We start from the raw sequence: 17010 nt of genomic DNA, 5'->3' as shown, positions 1-17010 counted from the left end.
TCGTGTCCAGAAAGGAAGGAAGCCTGTGGAACAGTTAGAACGCATTCAAAAAATGGAAAAGCATCTGAATAAATATTCTCAGGTGTTGGCAAGAGCCCAGGAAGCTTTAGCTGAGCTGGAGCGCTGCCAGTCAGATTATATCCAGCTGAGGAACTACTATACTGGTCAGGAGTTTTTTGATGATTTAGAGTTCTCGAATGGACCGGATTTCCCTGAAAATATAGCTTGCGGCGTCTTAAGCGAAGATGCTGTCTATGACCTGATGGGGGAGTATTTTGAAACAGCAATTAATCTGTTGAATTTGTCTAGCTCTATGCTGAAAGAACGTTAATTTATTTAGAAAGAAAAAAATAATTAATTTTTTTCAATTTTCCTCTTGATTTTTAATAAAAATTCATGTAGAATATTCAACAATAAATTGAAAGCAATGAGAGAAAAAGTCTAAGACAAGAAACAGAGAGTGCCTAATGGTGAGACGGCATGCAATCCTTAGACGACACATTCTTGAGTGCGGATGCGAAATCAGTCAGCAGTCTGAGACTAGTGTCCGACGGTTGATTGCCGTTATCAATCTGGAGTCTTGTACTCCCAGAGGGTCCTCAGGCGACTGGGGTCCGAATAAAGGTGGAACCGCGTGTCAACGTCCTTGCAAAGTTTTTTTGCTAGGGCTTTTTATTATATTTAAATTAGAAGATTCCCCTATTTTCCTTTACCAAAGCGGTAAATTTCGTCTTTCATTTATTAGAAGTTTTAAAAGATAATCAGAGTCAGATAATGGCTAGTGTGTGAAAGAGAGGTGGCAAGATGGTGAAGCTAAAAGGTCTCAGGCAGATCAATCCTTATGTAGCGGGGCAACAGCCCAATGAGCCAGACATGATTAAGCTCAATACCAATGAAAATGCTTATGGACCAAGTCCTAAGGTGGCAGAGGCCCTGCAGAACTTTGATGGCCAGGAGTTGCGCAAGTATTCCAGTTTGGACCAGGCGGAGCTCTGTCAAGCTTTGGCGGCAAACTTGGGTGTATCGCCCGACCAGCTCATTATTGGTAACGGCAGTGATGACATCTTGTCCATGGCTTTCCTGGCTTTCTTTAACAGCGGCGAGTCGGTCTTGTTTCCGGATTTGACCTATGGTTTTTACAAGGTCTGGGCGGACCTCTACCACGTGCCTTTTCGAGAAATCCCTCTGACAGCTGATTTTGAGATCCATCCCTCCGACTATTTTGGAGACAATGGCGGCATTATCTTAGCCAATCCCAATGCTCCGACGGGGATTTATCTGTCGCTGGATCAGTTGGAGGAAATTCTGGCGTCCAATCAGGATGTGGTAGTGGTGGTGGATGAGGCCTATATTCACTTTGGCGGTCAATCTGCCCTACCTCTTCTAGAAACCTATCCCAACCTCTTTATCACACGGACCTTTTCCAAAGATGCGGCCTTGGCTGGTCTGCGGGTGGGCTACGGCATCGGTCATCCAGACTTAATAGCTGTCATGAAAGCTGTCAAGGACTCCATCAATCCTTACTCAGTAGATATGTTAGCAGAGCGCTTGGCTCTTGCGGCAGTAGAAGATTGGGATTATTATCTGGAGACCGGCAGAGCCATTCAAGAGACCCGAGATTGGTTTGCTGGGGAATTGGCTGCGCTGGATTTCCAAATCCTGCCAAGTCAGACCAACTTTGTCCTAGCCCAGCCTACTAGAATTTCTGCAGCAGAGCTTTTCCAGCAGTTAGAAGAGCGTCAGATTTATGTGCGGTATTTTCCAAAAGCAGAACGAATCAAAGACTTTCTGCGCATCTCTATCGGACAGCGAGAGGAGATGGAAACAGTCCTGGCAGCTATCGAGGAAATTTGCAGCAGCTGAGAGTTTGACTCAAAGCCAGCCAGTGTAAGAATAGAGCAAGAAAGGAAAGCAGCCTATGAATAAAATCACCCTTCCGATTGGCATGCATGACAAGCTTTTCAAGAGGGCGCGTGTAACCTACGAGATTGAGCGGGACATCAGTGATTTTCTGATGGCTCAGGGCTTCAATCGGATTGACACGCCGACTTTGGAGCACTTCGAGGTCTTCAGTGACCATGTGGAGCCCCATCATTATCATCTTTTCGATAAAAAAGGCGAGCTACTGGTGCTACGGCCAGATGTGACTAGCCAGATTGGTCGGGTTATTGCTTCGACCAGGGTGCATACGCCGACCAAGTTTTCCTATTCGGGCAAGGTTTTTCACTATCAAGAAGAGCTGCGCGGTCTTGCCAACGAGCTCAGTCAAGCTGGTATTGAGATTATCGGCTATCCAGCTCGCGAGGCGGTGCTTGAGGCTATCAAGACAGCCAAGCAGTCGCTGGATTTGGCGCAGGTTAAGTCTTATCAGTTCGAGTTTTCCCATGCAGCAATCCTGCAGACAATTCTAGAGAGTCTGGCCTTGGATTCGCAGGAGGAGGCCCAGCTGCTAGATTATATTCGCAAGAAAAATAGGACGGGACTCTTTGAATTCACCCAGACCAGATCGAGTGAATTTGATGATTTTTTGCAGGAGCTGCCCTATTTGTTTGGTCCTAGCCAACAGGTTTTAGCTAGGGCTAGAGAGATAGTTGATAACGAGCGGATATTGACGGCATTAGATGATGTGGAGCAAGTTTTGCAGAGCCTATCAGGCTTGCTGGATCAGACAACTATGGACTTGGGACAGGTGGCGGCCATGCCTTACTATACCGGCCTGACCTTCAAGGTCTTTGGCGACCGAGTACCAGATGCCTTTCTATCTGGTGGGCGCTATGACCAGCTTTTCAAGCGCTTCGGGGCAGCAGAGCTGACAGCTATCGGCTGGTCCCTAGACATTGACAGTGTCTATCAGGCCATTCATGATGACCTGCCGGACGAGGGCGGAAAGGAAGGTGATAGCAGATGAGTCAGATTACCATTGCCCTGACCAAGGGGCGGATTGAGGAAGATACGGTCAAGCTCTTGACCAAGGCTGGCTTTGATATGTCCTTCATGGCAGACAAGGGGCGTAGCTTGATTTTTGAAAGTCCAGACAGTCGCTTTCGCTTTCTTTTGGTCAAAGGGCCTGACGTGACGACCTATGTACGCCATGGAGTCGCTGATTTGGGCATTGTAGGCAAGGACATTCTCTTTGAGCATCCGACCGGCTATCTGGAGCTGCTGGATCTGAACTTTGGGCTTTGTAAATTCTCACTGGCCTCGGTTCCCAACTATGACCCTCATGATCACAAGCGCAAGCGGATTGCGACCAAGTACCCAACGGTAGCGACTGATTATTTTAATCAAAAGGGGGAAGATGTGGAAATCATCTCCATCCAAGGCAGCGTGGAGATTTCACCGGTGCTGGGTCTGGCGGATGCCATTGTCGATATTGTGGAGACGGGGCATACCCTGTCAGCTAACGGCCTGCTGGTTTTTGAAGACATTTGTCGGGTGTCAGCCCGGCTCATTGCTAATCAGGCTTCCCTGAAAAATAACCCAGATATCATGCCTTTTGTGGCAAAGATTGAATCCCTAGTAGGAAGAAGAGAGGTGGCTTTTAAATGACAATTATCAAACGTTTAAGCGGAAGTAACGAAGAAATTTCACGGATTTTATACGAAGAGCAGCTGCAGCTCAGTCAGCAAAACTTAGATGTGGAAGAAGCGGTGGCTGAGATTATTGAAAGAGTCAAACAAGACGGTGACCAAGCTTTAAGAGACTATACCATGCTTTTTGACAAGGTTGAGGTGACAGATTTTGAGATTGGACAGGAGCTGATTGACCAGGCCTTTGAGGAGATTGACCCAGAGGTCCTGGTTGCACTGAAAAATGCCCAAGCTAATATTGAATCCTACCACCGCCAGCAGTTGGAGACTGGTTTTGAGGATAGTCCCAGCGAGGGCGTTGTTCGTGGTCAGTTGATTCGGCCGATTGAGCGGGTCGGCACCTATGTACCTGGCGGCACCGCAGCCTATCCCTCCTCCGTCCTCATGAATGTTATCCCAGCTAAGATTGCTGGTGTCAAAGAAATCATCATGATTACACCACCTCAGGAGCATTTTACTCCAGCGATTTTGGTCGCTGCCAAGCTGGCTGGTGTGGATCGGATTTTCCAAATTGGCGGAGCCCAAGGTGTAGCAGCTCTGGCTTATGGAACTGAGAGCATTCCCAAGGTGGATAAGATAACAGGACCAGGCAATATCTTTGTGGCTACAGCCAAGAAGATGGTTTATGGGGTCGTGGGAATTGATATGATTGCCGGTCCTTCGGAGATTGGAGTCATTGCGGATAGTTCATCCAGTCCCGTCTATGTGGCTGCCGACCTCCTGTCGCAAGCTGAGCACGACAAATTAGCTCGGGCTATTCTGGTAACCGACTCGGAGGAGCTGGCAGACCAAGTCGAAGCAGAACTGGACAGACAGCTGAAAGAGCTGCCGCGGGAGGAAATCGCGCGTGCTTCGATTGAGAACAACGGTCGCATCATCCTTGCACCTTCTAAGGAAGCCATGTTTGAGCTCATGAATCAGGTGGCACCGGAGCATTTGGAAATTGCCATGGATGATGCTTACAGCTATCTAGATCAGGTTGAAAATGCTGGCTCTGTCTTTCTGGGGCATTATACCAGTGAGCCTATCGGTGATTACTATGCGGGAGCCAATCACGTTTTGCCGACAACCAGCACCAGCCGTTTTTCATCAGCTCTGGGAGTCTATGACTTTATCAAGCGCATCCAGTACACCCAGTACAGCCGTGCTGCTGTAGGGGCAGCTGACAAGGATATTACCAGTCTGGCCTATGCAGAAGGCCTGCAGGGACATGCCAAGGCCATCGAAGCCCGCAGACAGGAAAAATAGAAGGAGTTGCCATGAGACAAGCTGAAATCAAGCGTAAAACACAGGAGACCGATATTGAACTGGCTGTCAATCTGGACCAACAGGAGCCGGTCGCTATCGAGACTGGTGTCGGATTCTTTGACCATATGCTGACCCTTTTTGCCCGCCACAGTCGGATTTCTCTGACGGTCAAGGCTGAAGGCGACCTATGGGTGGATAGCCACCATACGGTCGAGGATGTGGGGATCGTGCTGGGGCAGGCTCTGCGTCAGGCTTTGGGAGACAAGGCAGGTATCAACCGCTACGGCACTAGCTTTGTGCCTATGGATGAAACGCTGGGTATGGCCAGTCTGGACCTATCCGGTCGCTCCTATCTGGTTTTTGAGGCTGATTTTGACAATCCCAAGCTTGGAAATTTTGACACCGAGCTAGTGGAGGAATTTTTCCAAGCCCTAGCCTTTAATCTGCAGATGAATCTGCACCTGAAAGTCCTTCATGGCAAGAACAGCCACCACAAGGCGGAAAGTCTCTTTAAAGCGAGTGGCCGAGCTCTGCGGGAGGCTATTACCATAAATCCTGAGATTCATGGAGTCAACTCCACCAAGGGCTTGCTCTAGCTTGTCCTTCTGAGTGAAAGGAGTTGATGTAGAGATGATGATTGTTATTGATTATGACGCGGGAAATACTGCCAATGTTCTCCGCGCTCTGGCTCAGGTCGGAGTAGAAGCGCGTCTGTCAGCTGACCCGCAGGAAATTTTGGACGCTGATGGTTTGGTTTTACCTGGTGTCGGTGCTTTTCCTACTGCCATGCAGGAGTTGGAAAAGCGAGGGCTGGTGTCAGTTATTCAGGAGGCTGTGGCTGATGGCAAGCCTCTCTTGGGGATTTGCTTAGGGATGCAGCTCCTGCTGGAGTCTGGATTGGAGAATGGTCAAAACTCTGGACTGGGCTTGATTCCCGGTGTTTGCCGTAGGATTCCAGATCAGGCTGGTCTGCCTGTGCCTCACATGGGCTGGAATGACTTACAGGTCCAGCATTCGTCTGCTTTGACAGCTGGTCTCGAGGACCAGTCAGTCTATTTCGTCCATAGCTACTATACGGATGTTCCGGAGGAGTACTTGGATGTGACGGCTGATTATGGGCGACCCATCCCAGCCATGATTCACCAAGGGTCGGTCTTTGGCTGCCAGTTTCACCCAGAAAAGTCAGGTGCTGTTGGTCTCGGTATCCTAGAGAAGTTTAAGGAGTATGTCTATGAAAATACTGCCCGCTATTGATATCAAAGACGGCCAGGCCGTCCGCCTTTTTAAAGGGGATTTTAGCCAGAAGACGGTGGTCAATCCCGATGTCTTGGAGCAAGCCAAAATTTTCAAAGAAGCCGGGGTTACCATGATTCATGTGGTTGACTTGGACGGAGCCTTAGAAGGTCGGGCGGCCAATCGGGATTTGATTGCCCGAATTAAGTCAGAGACTGGTCTAGCTATCCAAGTCGGGGGTGGTATCCGCAGTCTGGAGCAGATTGAAGATTACCTGGCGGTTGGCATTGACCGTGTCATTATTGGCTCTATGGCTGTTAAGAATCCTGCCTTTGTTGAGGCCGCACTGGAGCGCTTTGGAAGCAGCAAAATCGTGATTGGCATTGATGCGAAAGACGGTCTAGTTGCGACTGAGGGCTGGCTGGAAACCAGCAATCAGGACTATATCAGTCTGGCGTTGGCCATGGAAAAAATCGGCGTCCGTCTCTTCGTCTATACAGATGTGGACCGAGACGGGACTCTGACTGGCCCCAATATCCAGCATTATCAAAAATTGCTGGGTTCCCTCAAGGATGCTCAAGTCATTGCCTCTGGTGGTATCCAGTCAGCGGATGACTTAAAGGAGCTGAAAAAGCTGGGCTTGGCTGGTGCCATTGTGGGCAAGGCCTATTACAGTGGACGAGTTAGCCTAGAGCAGATCAAGGAAGCAGAAAGGGGCTAGCCATGCTAAAAAAACGAATCATTCCCTGTCTGGATGTCAAGGACGGCCGGGTGGTCAAGGGCATCAACTTTGTCAATCTGACTGATGTGGGCGATCCAGTTGATGCGGCCAAGGCCTACTATGAAGCCGGCTGCGATGAGTTGGTCTTTCTGGACATCACCGCCACCCATGAGAAGCGGGGCACGACGGTCGAGATGGTCCGGCGCGTGGCGGAGCAGGTTTTCATTCCCTTTACCGTCGGGGGCGGCATTCGTACGGTTGAGGACATGAAGCGGATGCTCCAAGCTGGGGCGGATAAGGTTGCAGTTAATTCATCAGCACTGACAAATCCTCGGCTTTTGGCTGATTGCGCTGAGAAATTCGGCAGTCAATGTGTGGTGCTGGCCGTGGATGCTAAGAAAGTAGCGGGCGGCAGCTGGCATGTTTATCTGGCTGGTGGTCGCAAGGACAGCGGTCGCGACCTGTTAGACTGGGTTCAAGAAGCTGTCAGTCTTGGAGCTGGGGAAATTCTTCTGACCAGTATGGACAAGGATGGGACAAAGTCAGGTTTTGACTTGCCTATGCTGGAAGCCGTCTCTCAAGTGGTTTCCGTTCCTATCATCGCATCTGGTGGTGCTGGCTCTAGCCAGCACATCCTAGAAGTTTTTGAAAAAACTGCAGCGACAGGTGCCTTGGCGGCTTCGATTTTTCATTATGGTCAGGTCTCCATCTCAGATACCAAAAAAGCCATGCTGGAAGCTGGATTGGAGGTACGCATCTGATGACAGAAGTAAAGTTAGATTTTCAAAAGCAAGGCGGTCTTATACCTGCCATTATCCTAGACCACACTAGCAAAGAAGTCCTCATGCTGGCCTATCTCAATGAAGAAGCCTATCAGCTGACCTGCACTAGCGGGCAAATGTGGTACTGGAGCCGGTCACGTCAGGAGCTTTGGCATAAGGGAGCCACCAGCGGCCACTATCAGATTGTCAAAAAAATCACGTCTGACTGCGACCTGGATACCCTGCTAATCGAGGTAGACCAGCTGGGAGCTGCCTGCCATACCGGTTCCAAATCCTGCTTTTTCCATAAAATTTGGGATGAAGAAGACGGCAAAACTGACTAAAAGCTCCCTTGCTTTACTTTAGTACTTGGTTAATGCAAATATAAAACGAAGAAGTCAGTATCAAGACACCAGCCTGCCATTGGAAAGAATTGCTTTTTATAGTAAAATAAGGACAGTAACAAGGAGATACTATGCTAGAAACCCTCTATCAAGAAGCCCTCAAACGCAAAAAGGAGCCCAAGGAAGGCTCCTATACCAGCTATCTCTATGACAAGGGGCTGGACAAGATTCTCAAAAAAGTCGGTGAAGAAGCGACTGAAGTGGTCATTGCCGCAAAAAATGCTGACAAGGACGAGATGGCCAATGAGACAGCTGATCTGCTCTACCATCTGACGGTCGCTCTAGTTGAGACCGGCGTCAGTCTGGATCAGGTAGAGGCCGTCCTCCAGGCCAGACAGGGCAAGCAGAGTCGGATTCATGACCGACCTGAAATTGACCAATACTAAAGGGACACAAGATTTGCAGAAAGGCGGTCCAGCATGCGCGACAACCATCTTCATACCTATTTTTCCTATGATTCTGAGGCAGATTTCTGTGACTATCTGGACCATTACAAGGGCGAGATTGTCACCACAGAGCACTATGATTTGTCCAATCCCTACCCCTATGAAGCAGCCTCGCCCCATGATGATGTGCCTGACTATGAGGCCTATTCAGCAAAAATAGCAGAGCTGAACCAGCAATATGGCAACCGCATCAAAAAGGGCATTGAAATTGGCTATTACGCTCCGCGTAAGGACGATATCCTAGCTTTCCTAACGGACAAGAATTATGACCTCAAGCTCCTATCTGTTCACCACAATGGCAGTTTTGACTATCTGGAAGAGCCAGTCTTGCAGCTGGATAAGATGGAGTTAATTCCCCGCTACCTAAGAGAGCTGGAAGAGGCTATCGAGGCTGTGCCAGCAGATGTGTTAGCTCACTTTGACTATGGTTTCCGAAAATTTGCGCTTACCGTAGAGGAGTTAAAAACTTTTGAACCAGAGCTGCGACAGCTTTTTCACAAGATGATTGATTATGGTCTGGCCTTTGAGCTCAACTGCAAGTCCATGTATCTGTACGGCCACGAGGAACTCTATATTTACGCTCTCTCTCTAGTCAAGGAGCTGGGCGGTCAGCGCTTTTCAGTTGGTTCAGATGGCCACAAGCTGGAGCATTTCCGCTTACAGTTTGACCGAGTGGCCAAAATCTTAGCTGAGGCCGGCATAGGTGAGGAGCAGTTGATCTAGAAGGAGAAATCATGACCGAGATTAGGCCCTTAAAACCAGAGGAAATCCCGCTCTTAGAGGAATTTCTTTACCAAGCTATTTTTATCCCCCAAGGTCTAGAGCCGCTGCCCAGAAGTATCTTGAAGGAGCCAGAACTTGAGATGTATATCAAGGACTTTGGTCAACAGCCAGATGATTGGGCTTTAGCAGCAGAAGTGAACGGCCGGCTGGTAGGAGCTGTTTGGGTTCGGATCATGAAAGATTACGGCTATTATGACGACCGGACTCCCTCTCTGTCCATTTCATTCCTGCCTGAGTTCAGGGGTCAAGGTCTAGGGCAGCAGTTGATGACGGCCATGCTGGACTTACTCAAGTCCAAAGGCTACCCAGGTGTCTCCCTCTCCGTTTCAAAAGACAATCCCGCCGTTGGCTTTTATCAAAGACTGGGCTTTGTCACGGTTGAAGAGAGGGAAGATGATTATTTGATGTTGTGCCGACTATAGCAAGAAGAAAGACCACCCAAACGAGCGGTCTTTTCGTATTATTGTGTGTTCTAGATGGGAACTCAATTTTGACTAAGTTTTCTCCTTCAAAAGCAAAAAGCCTGGATTTTTCCAGGCTTTTTAGTGAAATGAGCAAGATTAGTGTGCTACACGTTTGCGAGCTGCTTTTTTACGGTTTTCTTCGATGAAAGCCGCTTTTTGTTCTTCAGGTTCGATGACTTTTTTCTTGACTGCATATACTGCGCCTGCCACAGCAGCAACTGTAGCTGCAACTCCTGTAAGAACGCCTTTTCCAAATCCTTTAGCCATGTGATTTCTCCTTTTCTGAACTTTTATTATTTATGTTATAATTAATAGTAACGAAAAATCAAAATTTTTTCAAGGAAAAAAGATGAAAACCAAGATAATTGTGATAGTGGGGCCTACGGCAGTTGGAAAAACGGCTTTGAGTATTGAGGTAGCCAAGCGCTTCAATGGTCAAATCATCAGCGGTGACAGCCAGCAGGTCTATCGTGGCTTAGATATTGGCACGGCTAAGATTCGTCCGGAGGAGCAAGAGGGCATTCCCCATCATCTGCTGGATGTGCGGGAGGTCGGAGAAAGCTATTCGGCCTATGATTTTGTGACTGAGGCGGCTCAGGCTATTCGTGAGATTGCGGCTCAAGATCAGCTTCCCATCATTTGCGGTGGCACAGGGCTCTATATCCAGAGCTTGCTCGAGGGCTATCATCTGGGCGGCTCCGTCCCTCACGAGGAGATTTTGGCCTATCGGGCGCAGCTGGATAGTTGGTCGGATGAGGATTTGTTTGGGAAAATAGCAGAGCTAGGTATCGGGATTCCACAGATAAATAGACGCAGGGCTATGAGAGCACTGGAGATTGCTCAGCTAGGCGTGCCACTAGAAAACAGCCAGCCAGATTATGAAGCTTTATTGATTTGTCTAGATGATGAGCGACAAAAACTTTATGATCGAATCAATCAGCGAGTAGATCTGATGCTAGAAGTCGGACTTTTAGAAGAAGCTCGTTGGCTTTATGAACAGGCTCCAACCAGTCAAGCCAGCAAGGGTATCGGCTACAAGGAACTTTTCCCCTACTTTGAAGGTCAGATGAGCCTAGAAGAGGCCGTGGACAAGCTCAAGCAGAATACTCGCCGTTTTGCCAAGCGCCAGCTGACTTGGTTTCGCAATCGGATGTCCGTGACCTTTTATCAGGTGGGAAATCCAGACTATAAAAATCAGGTTATGGAAGACATCAGGAAGTTTTTGGACAAGTAACTGGCTGACCAAGTCTTAGTAAGGATATGAGATGATAGAAACAGAGAAAAAAACAGAGCGTGTCTTTCTGATCGGTGTGGAACTAGCAGATACGGAGAATTTTGACCTATCCATGGAGGAGCTGCAAAGTCTGGCTAAGACTGCAGGGGCTGAGGTAGTCGGCTCCTATAGCCAGAAGCGGGAAAAGTATGACAGCAAGACCTTTGTCGGTTCTGGCAAGTTAGAAGAAATCCGGCAGATGGTTGATGCTGAGGAGATTTCGACCGTTATTGTCAATAACCGTCTGACACCCCGCCAAAATGTTAATCTAGAGGAAAGCTTGGGGGTCAAGGTCATTGACCGTATGCAGCTGATTTTGGATATTTTTGCCATGAGGGCTAGGAGTCATGAAGGCAAGCTCCAAGTTCATTTGGCCCAGCTCAAGTACCTGCTGCCTCGCTTGGTCGGCCAGGGCATTATGCTCAGCCGTCAGGCAGGTGGCATTGGCTCCCGCGGTCCTGGTGAAAGCCAGCTGGAGCTTAATCGCCGCAGTGTCCGCAATCAGATTCACGATATTGAGCGCCAGCTCAAGGCAGTGGAGAAAAATCGGGCAACTGTTCGTGAAAAACGGCTGGAGTCCAGCATTTTCAAAATCGGCCTCATCGGCTATACCAATGCTGGCAAGTCCACTATTATGAACTGCTTGACTAGTAAGAGTCAGTATGAGGCAGACGAACTCTTTGCGACGCTAGATGCCACGACCAAGAATATCAACCTCAGTGGTCAGCTCAATGTCACGCTGACAGACACAGTTGGTTTCATTCAGGATTTGCCGACGGAGCTGGTGTCAAGCTTTAAGTCTACTCTAGAGGAGAGTAAAAATGTCGATTTGCTGGTCCATGTTATTGACGCCAGCGACCCTCATCATGAGGAGCATGAAAAGACCGTCCTCGACATTATGAAAGAGTTGGACATGCTGGATATTCCCCGTCTGACTCTCTATAACAAAGCGGACAAGGCGGAGCATTTCACCCCGACCCTGACTCCTTATTCTTTGATTTCGGCTAAGGCGGACAATAGCAGAGCTCTTTTGCAGCAAGTCCTGCTGGAGCGGATGAAAGAGTTTTTTTTGCCTTTTACCATCAAGGTGGCGCCGGCTAAAGCTTACAAGATTCATGATTTAGAGAAAGTCGTGATTATGGGGAATCGAGAATACTTAGACGATTTCGAAGTCATTTCGGGCTGGATTGCCGAGAAGAACAAATGGAAACTGGAAGAATTTTATGACTGATTATATTGACTTGGCCTTGAAATACGGCGGTTTTACGAGCCTAGACAGGGTCTACTTAGAGCAAGTATTGGCTGGCCTGACAGAAGAGCAGAAGCTTAGCTTCATCACACCGCCGCCCAGCGTTATCAATGCTTACTTTGCTGAGCTTTATCAAAAGAAAAGTCCTGAAGCCGCGACAGCCTATTTTTTAGAAATCAGTCAGGCGCTGGACTTGTGGAATCCGGCGCCTAGCTTTATAGAAAGCAAACCTTTTGTCCGGCTCAATCTTTCTGGCAAGGCCTATGGATTTTGCTTTGAGAGCGAGGAGGTCGGCTTGGTATTCCCAGAAAAGCCAGAGCCGGTAACAGCTGACTTGCTCTTTGAAATCGCCCAAGTCTTTCCCCAGTACTTGGTCTACGAAGAAGCTGGGAGAATAAAAATGGCACCTCTCAAAGCTGAGTCTCAAGTCGTGGACAGTCAGGCGCTGACTGCTTTGACCGATTGGCAGCAGCTGGCGGATGGCAGCCAGAGGGTTCTGGGCTACAATCAAGATGAAGTCAGTCAGCTGGCTCAGTCCTATGCTGGCAGAAAATACTATCACTCGCAGAATCGCTCTGCCATGATTTATATCATTTAGAAAGAAAAACATGCAATTACAATTTTTAGGAACCGGAGCCGGTCAGCCATCCAAGGCTCGCAATGTGTCCAGCCTTGTCCTCAAGTTGTTGGAGGAAATCAATGAGGTCTGGATGTTTGACTGCGGTGAAGGAACCCAGCATAAGATTTTGGAGACGACGATTAAACCGCGCAAAATCAGTAAGATTTTCATCACGCATCTGCATGGCGACCATATTTTTGGTCTGCCGGGCTTTCTGTCCAGTCGCTCCTTTCAGGCCAATGAAGAGCAGACTGACTTGGAAATTTATGGACCCAAAGGCATTAAAAACTTTGTCCTGTCTAGCCTGCGCGTGTCAGGTTCTCGTCTGCCTTATCGGATTGATTTTCATGAGTTTGATGAAAACAGTCTGGGCAAGATTCTGGAAACGAACAAGTTCACTGTTTATGCGGAAAAGCTGGATCATACGATTTTCTGCGTAGGATATCGGGTGATGCAGAAAGATTTGGAAGGAACGCTGGATGCGGACAAGCTGCGGGCAGCAGGCGTCCCCTTTGGTCCCCTCTTTGGTAAAGTCAAGAATGGTCAGGATATCATCCTAGAAGATGGGACCAAAATCATTGCAGCTGACTATATATCAGCCCCTCGTCCGGGCAAGACCATTGCTATTCTGGGTGATACTCGGAAGACTGCTGCCAGTGTCCGCTTAGCTGTGGCCGCAGATGTACTGGTCCATGAAGCGACCTATGGCAAGGGAGACGAAAAACTTGCCCGAAATCATGGTCATTCGACCAATATGCAGGCAGCAGAAGTAGCCAAGGAAGCTGGTGCTAAGCGCCTCCTCCTCAATCATATCAGTGCTCGCTTTCTAGCTAAGGACATTAGCCAAATGCGCCGCGATGCCAGCGCTATCTTTGAAAAGGTCCATGTAGTCAAGGACTTGGAAGAGGTGGAGATATGAGAACCATCATCATCACAGGGGCTAGCGGCGGACTGGCCCAGGAAATGGTTAAGCTCTTGCCCCATGACCGACTGATTTTGGTCGGACGGAGCAAGGCTAAGCTGGAAAAACTATATGGAGAAAGGGAAAATCTTGACCTAGTTGAGCTGGATATTACTGACAGCTCAGCTTTGGAAAGCTTTGCAGAGCGGATTGACAACCAATACGGCCATGTCGATGTTCTGGTTAATAACGCTGGCTATGGGATTTTTGAAGAATTTGACAAAATCAGCTCAAGCGATATCGAGGCCATGTTCGAGGTCAATACCTTTGCCCTGATGAATTTGTCCCGTATCTTTGGAGCTCGCATGAAGCAGGCAGGTCAAGGACATATCGTCAATATCGTTAGTATGGCCGGCCTCATTGCCAGTAGCAAGTCCAGTCTTTATTCAGCGACCAAGTTTGCTGCTATTGGTTTTTCCAATGCCCTGCGTTTGGAACTCCTGCCTTTTGGGGTCTATGTCACGACAGTTAATCCCGGTCCTATCAAAACTTCCTTTTTCGATCAGGCAGATCCTGACGGTTCCTATGTAAAAGCAGTCGATAAGTATATTTTGGAACCTGACTTTGTAGCGAGCAAAATTGTCAGTTCCTTTGGTAAAAAGAGGCGGGAAATTAATCTACCTAGGATTCTCAATCTGGCCCACAAGCTTTATACCCTTTTTCCAAGAATTGCCGACAAGATGGCAGTCAATATGTTTAACTATAAGTGAGGTTTTATGACAGCTAATCTACAAGCCTACAAAGCTCATCTGCAGGCACCTTGGGGAAAACTGCAATATGATATTGTTTTTGCCTTTCTAGAGTCGCTGAAGGGCCAGAAAATTCTTGATTTCGGTAGCGGTTTTGGGATTGTGGCTGATTTTCTAGCGGAAAAGAACGAAGTGACCGCCATCGAGCCTAGTTCAGAAATGATTGCTGAGCTCAAGCAGGACTTTTCCTATGAGCAATTGCATGGCAGCTTGGACCTTCTACAAAATCTGCCTGACCAGTCTTTTGATGTCATCGTCTGTCATAATGTCTTAGAGTATGTATCTGACCCTGCTCTCTATTTGACAGAATTTTCCCGTCTCTTAAAAAAGGACGGCAAAATTTCTCTGGTCAAGCATCACGAGGTTGGACGCATTATGCATACAGTGGTTTTTGAAAATGACCCAGAAAAGGCCCAGCAGCTTTTAGCGGGTCAGAAATATCAAACCCACAGTATGGGAGCTGCAAAGGTCTATCAGGTTCAAGATGTGATTTCAGGTCTGCCTTTAGAAGTTGAGGATTATCAAGGAGTACGGATTTTTTATGGCTTGCAGGCCAATGACTATAAAACTGCCCCTGGCTGGGCTGAAAAAATGCTTGAGATGGAGCTGGCTGTCTGCAACCAATCACCTTATCGGGACATTGCTGCCTTTCAGCATGTTTGGCTAGTCAAGTCCTAGGTCAAAGGAAAAAAGTGCTCATTTACATCTTAAACAAACCTCGTAAGGAGAAAGCTTGATGCAAAGGAGAGAAGTCGTAGGGCCAGGACAGCCAGTCAATTATGCCCTGCTCAGCCTTTTTCAATATATTGCTTCCATTTTGGTAATTCTGGTTCACTGCCAGAGGTTTTTTGAGCATGAAGCTCTACATTTTATTCAGAAGAGTATGTTTGGTCGCATGGCGGTCCCTTTCTTTTTAATTTCTTCAGCCTATTTTTTCCGAGTACGCTGGAAGCGAGAGCAAGGTTCTACGAAACTGACTCTGTATATTAAAGGTATTTTAAAGGTCTATGGCTTTTGGAGCTTGGTCTATCTCCCCTATGCTTTGACTTATTTCCAATCACTGCATTTACCCCTCTACCTAGCTCCTCTGGCTATCCTAGCAGCGCTCTTCTACATCGGAATGAGCTACCAGCTCTGGTATATTCCTGCCTTTCTCTTAGGTTTGCTGCTGGTCCATTTCTTGTATAGGAAGTTGGGTCCAAAGAAAACATTTGCTCTTTTACTGGTTCTCTACGCCTTAGGTGCTATTGAGACTTATCACGCCTATCTGGCGCCTAGCCTGCTAACAGACTGGTATGATGCCTATGCCAAGCTCTTTTTCACTAGCAGGAATGGCCTCTTCTATACGCCCATTTTTATCTATTTAGGCTACTTTCTAGCTGATTACGGGCAGGTAGCATTATTTCAGAAAAAACGCTGGATGCCTCTTCTGCTGGCAAGCCTTTTCCTGGTAGGTGAAGGAGTTCTGGTTTACATCAGGCAGGGATTAGATAAAAACTTTTTCTTTGCTCTCATTCCCTTTACACTTTTCTTATTTAACTGGCTACTAAAAGCAGAGTGGAAGCGCGAAAAAAACTGGCGACATTTAAAAGATCTAAGTATCCTTTATTTCTTCCTCCATCCTATCTTTATTGAGTTATCTTTTTTTCTGCTCAAATCCCAGCAGCTGACCAAGTGGGAAAATGGCCGTTGGGCCTTCCTTCTGACGATTATCCTGACCCATCTGACTTCAGAATTAGTGATTCGATGGCGAGGGAAGAAAAACAGAAAAGAAGTGAAAGTTTAGTTTTTGAAGAAAATCATATAGAGCGTTAAGAGCAACTATCAATTTTGAATAGAATTAGCTATAAAAACATTTCAAAGGAGTTCCACATGCTTGAACGTCTACAACAGCAGCTGGCTTTTACCAATGAGCTTGAAAAGCTGAAAGCCACTCATCGCAACAATCGGACCTTGGACGCTTATCGTTTTGAAAATTCTGCAGAGCATAGTTGGCAGGGGGCGCTCATGGCTCTAGTTTTTCGAGAATATATCCCTGAAGAAGTCAATCTGGAAAAGGTCATGTCTATGTTATTGATTCATGATTTGGGCGAAATATATGCTGGTGATACCTTTATCTTTGACGATGTGGGCAAGAGCGATTCTTACGATAGAGAGCTGGAGTCTTTGAAAATCAGTTTAAACAAGCTGCCTTCAGATCAGCAGGATTCCTTTTTAGGGCTTTGGCAGGAGTTTGAGACTGGCATTAGCATAGAGGCTAAATATGCCCGAGTGCTGGACGCTCTGGTTCCTCTGCTCAATCACTTGGAAGTCGCTCAGCCCCATGACAACCCTTATGGACTGACCAAGTCGCAGGTCATCGCTAAGAAATCCTTTATCCAAGAAACCTCTGAAACTCTTTGGGAATTGGCTCAGGAAGTTATTGATCAAAGTGTTGCTAAAGGGCTTTACCTAGATGAGTGAGCCTGAGGGCCTTGCTCGTAGATAGAAAGTTTGGAGAGTGGGACAG

The 17010-nt window shown here is 47.6% G+C and carries 22 protein-coding genes; 21 read left to right on the top strand and 1 reads right to left on the bottom strand.

The features are described 5' to 3' along the window. Positions 1–25 precede the first annotated feature (25 nt). The 13 genes from HMPREF9389_RS01705 (at position 26) to HMPREF9389_RS01765 (ending at position 9608) form a co-directional block, all read left to right on the top strand. Positions 26–331, top strand: coding sequence for a DUF4298 domain-containing protein (locus HMPREF9389_RS01705; RefSeq protein WP_002930886.1), 306 nt, complete (start codon positions 26–28; stop codon positions 329–331). A 473-nt stretch (positions 332–804) separates the two neighbouring features. Next, positions 805–1863 carry a histidinol-phosphate transaminase gene (hisC, locus tag HMPREF9389_RS01710; protein WP_002930885.1) on the top strand — a complete coding sequence of 353 codons (1059 nt, stop codon included), beginning with the start codon at positions 805–807 and terminating at the stop codon, positions 1861–1863. A 55-nt stretch (positions 1864–1918) separates the two neighbouring features. After that, positions 1919–2908 (top strand): ATP phosphoribosyltransferase regulatory subunit, encoded by a 990-nt coding sequence (locus HMPREF9389_RS01715; RefSeq protein WP_002930884.1) that lies wholly within the window; start codon positions 1919–1921, stop codon positions 2906–2908. Further along, positions 2905–3549 carry an ATP phosphoribosyltransferase gene (gene hisG / locus HMPREF9389_RS01720; protein WP_002930881.1) on the top strand — a complete coding sequence of 215 codons (645 nt, stop codon included), beginning with the start codon at positions 2905–2907 and terminating at the stop codon, positions 3547–3549. Before HMPREF9389_RS01715 ends, hisG begins: the two co-directional genes overlap by 4 nt. Next, positions 3546–4838, top strand: a complete 1293-nt coding sequence (gene hisD, locus HMPREF9389_RS01725; protein WP_002930879.1) for a histidinol dehydrogenase — start codon at positions 3546–3548, stop codon at positions 4836–4838. Before hisG ends, hisD begins: the two co-directional genes overlap by 4 nt. Positions 4839–4849: 11 nt before the next feature. Next, a complete protein-coding gene (gene hisB / locus HMPREF9389_RS01730) occupies positions 4850–5434 on the top strand; it encodes an imidazoleglycerol-phosphate dehydratase HisB (RefSeq protein WP_002930878.1) in 585 nt (194 codons plus the stop codon). 34 nt (positions 5435–5468) lie between these two features. Next, positions 5469–6092 (top strand): imidazole glycerol phosphate synthase subunit HisH, encoded by a 624-nt coding sequence (gene hisH, locus HMPREF9389_RS01735; RefSeq protein WP_002930877.1) that lies wholly within the window; start codon positions 5469–5471, stop codon positions 6090–6092. Next, complete coding sequence (gene hisA / locus HMPREF9389_RS01740; RefSeq protein WP_002930876.1) at positions 6070–6792, top strand: 1-(5-phosphoribosyl)-5-[(5-phosphoribosylamino)methylideneamino]imidazole-4-carboxamide isomerase; 723 nt, start codon at positions 6070–6072, stop codon at positions 6790–6792. Before hisH ends, hisA begins: the two co-directional genes overlap by 23 nt. A 2-nt stretch (positions 6793–6794) precedes the next feature. Then, the gene (gene hisF / locus HMPREF9389_RS01745; RefSeq protein ID WP_002930875.1) at positions 6795–7553 is read left to right on the top strand and encodes an imidazole glycerol phosphate synthase subunit HisF; all 759 of its coding nucleotides are present in this window, start codon (positions 6795–6797) and stop codon (positions 7551–7553) included. After that, positions 7553–7897 carry a phosphoribosyl-AMP cyclohydrolase gene (hisI, locus tag HMPREF9389_RS01750; protein ID WP_002930874.1) on the top strand — a complete coding sequence of 115 codons (345 nt, stop codon included), beginning with the start codon at positions 7553–7555 and terminating at the stop codon, positions 7895–7897. The genes hisF and hisI overlap by 1 nt, the downstream gene beginning before the upstream one ends. 131 nt (positions 7898–8028) lie before the next feature. Further along, positions 8029–8343 carry a phosphoribosyl-ATP diphosphatase gene (hisE, locus tag HMPREF9389_RS01755; RefSeq protein ID WP_002930873.1) on the top strand — a complete coding sequence of 105 codons (315 nt, stop codon included), beginning with the start codon at positions 8029–8031 and terminating at the stop codon, positions 8341–8343. Between the two features lie 33 nt (positions 8344–8376). Beyond that, the gene (locus tag HMPREF9389_RS01760) at positions 8377–9126 is read left to right on the top strand and encodes a PHP domain-containing protein (protein WP_002930872.1); all 750 of its coding nucleotides are present in this window, start codon (positions 8377–8379) and stop codon (positions 9124–9126) included. Between the two features lie 11 nt (positions 9127–9137). Beyond that, a complete protein-coding gene (locus HMPREF9389_RS01765) occupies positions 9138–9608 on the top strand; it encodes a GNAT family N-acetyltransferase (RefSeq protein ID WP_002930871.1) in 471 nt (156 codons plus the stop codon). 138 nt (positions 9609–9746) lie between these two features. Here the strand turns inward: HMPREF9389_RS01765 and HMPREF9389_RS11850 are convergent, their stop codons facing one another. Continuing rightward, a complete protein-coding gene (locus HMPREF9389_RS11850; RefSeq protein WP_002895160.1) occupies positions 9747–9917 on the bottom strand; it encodes a DUF3042 family protein in 171 nt (56 codons plus the stop codon). Positions 9918–9999: 82 nt separating this feature from the next. On the opposite strand from HMPREF9389_RS11850, the gene miaA reads away from it, so the two are divergent. The 8 genes from miaA to HMPREF9389_RS01805 all read left to right on the top strand — a co-directional run bounded on the left by miaA (position 10000) and on the right by HMPREF9389_RS01805 (position 16964). Further along, entirely contained in the window at positions 10000–10884 is an 885-nt protein-coding gene (gene miaA, locus HMPREF9389_RS01770; RefSeq protein ID WP_002930870.1) for a tRNA (adenosine(37)-N6)-dimethylallyltransferase MiaA, read from the top strand. Between the two features lie 31 nt (positions 10885–10915). Then, a complete protein-coding gene (gene hflX, locus HMPREF9389_RS01775; protein WP_002930869.1) occupies positions 10916–12154 on the top strand; it encodes a GTPase HflX in 1239 nt (412 codons plus the stop codon). Further along, on the top strand, positions 12147–12770 hold the full coding sequence (locus HMPREF9389_RS01780) for a hypothetical protein (RefSeq protein WP_002930868.1): 624 nt from the start codon (positions 12147–12149) through the stop codon (positions 12768–12770). Before hflX ends, HMPREF9389_RS01780 begins: the two co-directional genes overlap by 8 nt. 10 nt (positions 12771–12780) lie before the next feature. Continuing rightward, positions 12781–13710, top strand: a complete 930-nt coding sequence (rnz, locus tag HMPREF9389_RS01785) for a ribonuclease Z (protein ID WP_002930867.1) — start codon at positions 12781–12783, stop codon at positions 13708–13710. Further along, on the top strand, positions 13707–14462 hold the full coding sequence (locus tag HMPREF9389_RS01790; RefSeq protein ID WP_002930866.1) for an SDR family NAD(P)-dependent oxidoreductase: 756 nt from the start codon (positions 13707–13709) through the stop codon (positions 14460–14462). Before rnz ends, HMPREF9389_RS01790 begins: the two co-directional genes overlap by 4 nt. 6 nt (positions 14463–14468) lie before the next feature. Then, entirely contained in the window at positions 14469–15179 is a 711-nt protein-coding gene (locus HMPREF9389_RS01795; protein WP_002930865.1) for a class I SAM-dependent methyltransferase, read from the top strand. Between the two features lie 58 nt (positions 15180–15237). Continuing rightward, positions 15238–16287, top strand: a complete 1050-nt coding sequence (locus HMPREF9389_RS01800; protein ID WP_002930864.1) for an acyltransferase family protein — start codon at positions 15238–15240, stop codon at positions 16285–16287. 86 nt (positions 16288–16373) lie between these two features. Beyond that, positions 16374–16964, top strand: coding sequence for an HD domain-containing protein (locus tag HMPREF9389_RS01805; RefSeq protein WP_002930863.1), 591 nt, complete (start codon positions 16374–16376; stop codon positions 16962–16964). The last annotated feature ends 46 nt before the right edge of the window (positions 16965–17010 follow it).

The organism is Streptococcus sanguinis SK355 (assembly GCF_000212855.1).
GTDB lineage: Bacteria > Bacillota > Bacilli > Lactobacillales > Streptococcaceae > Streptococcus > Streptococcus sanguinis_A.
The sequence above is the reverse complement of the archived record's forward strand: the minus strand, read 5'-3'. Positions and strand labels throughout refer to the sequence as shown.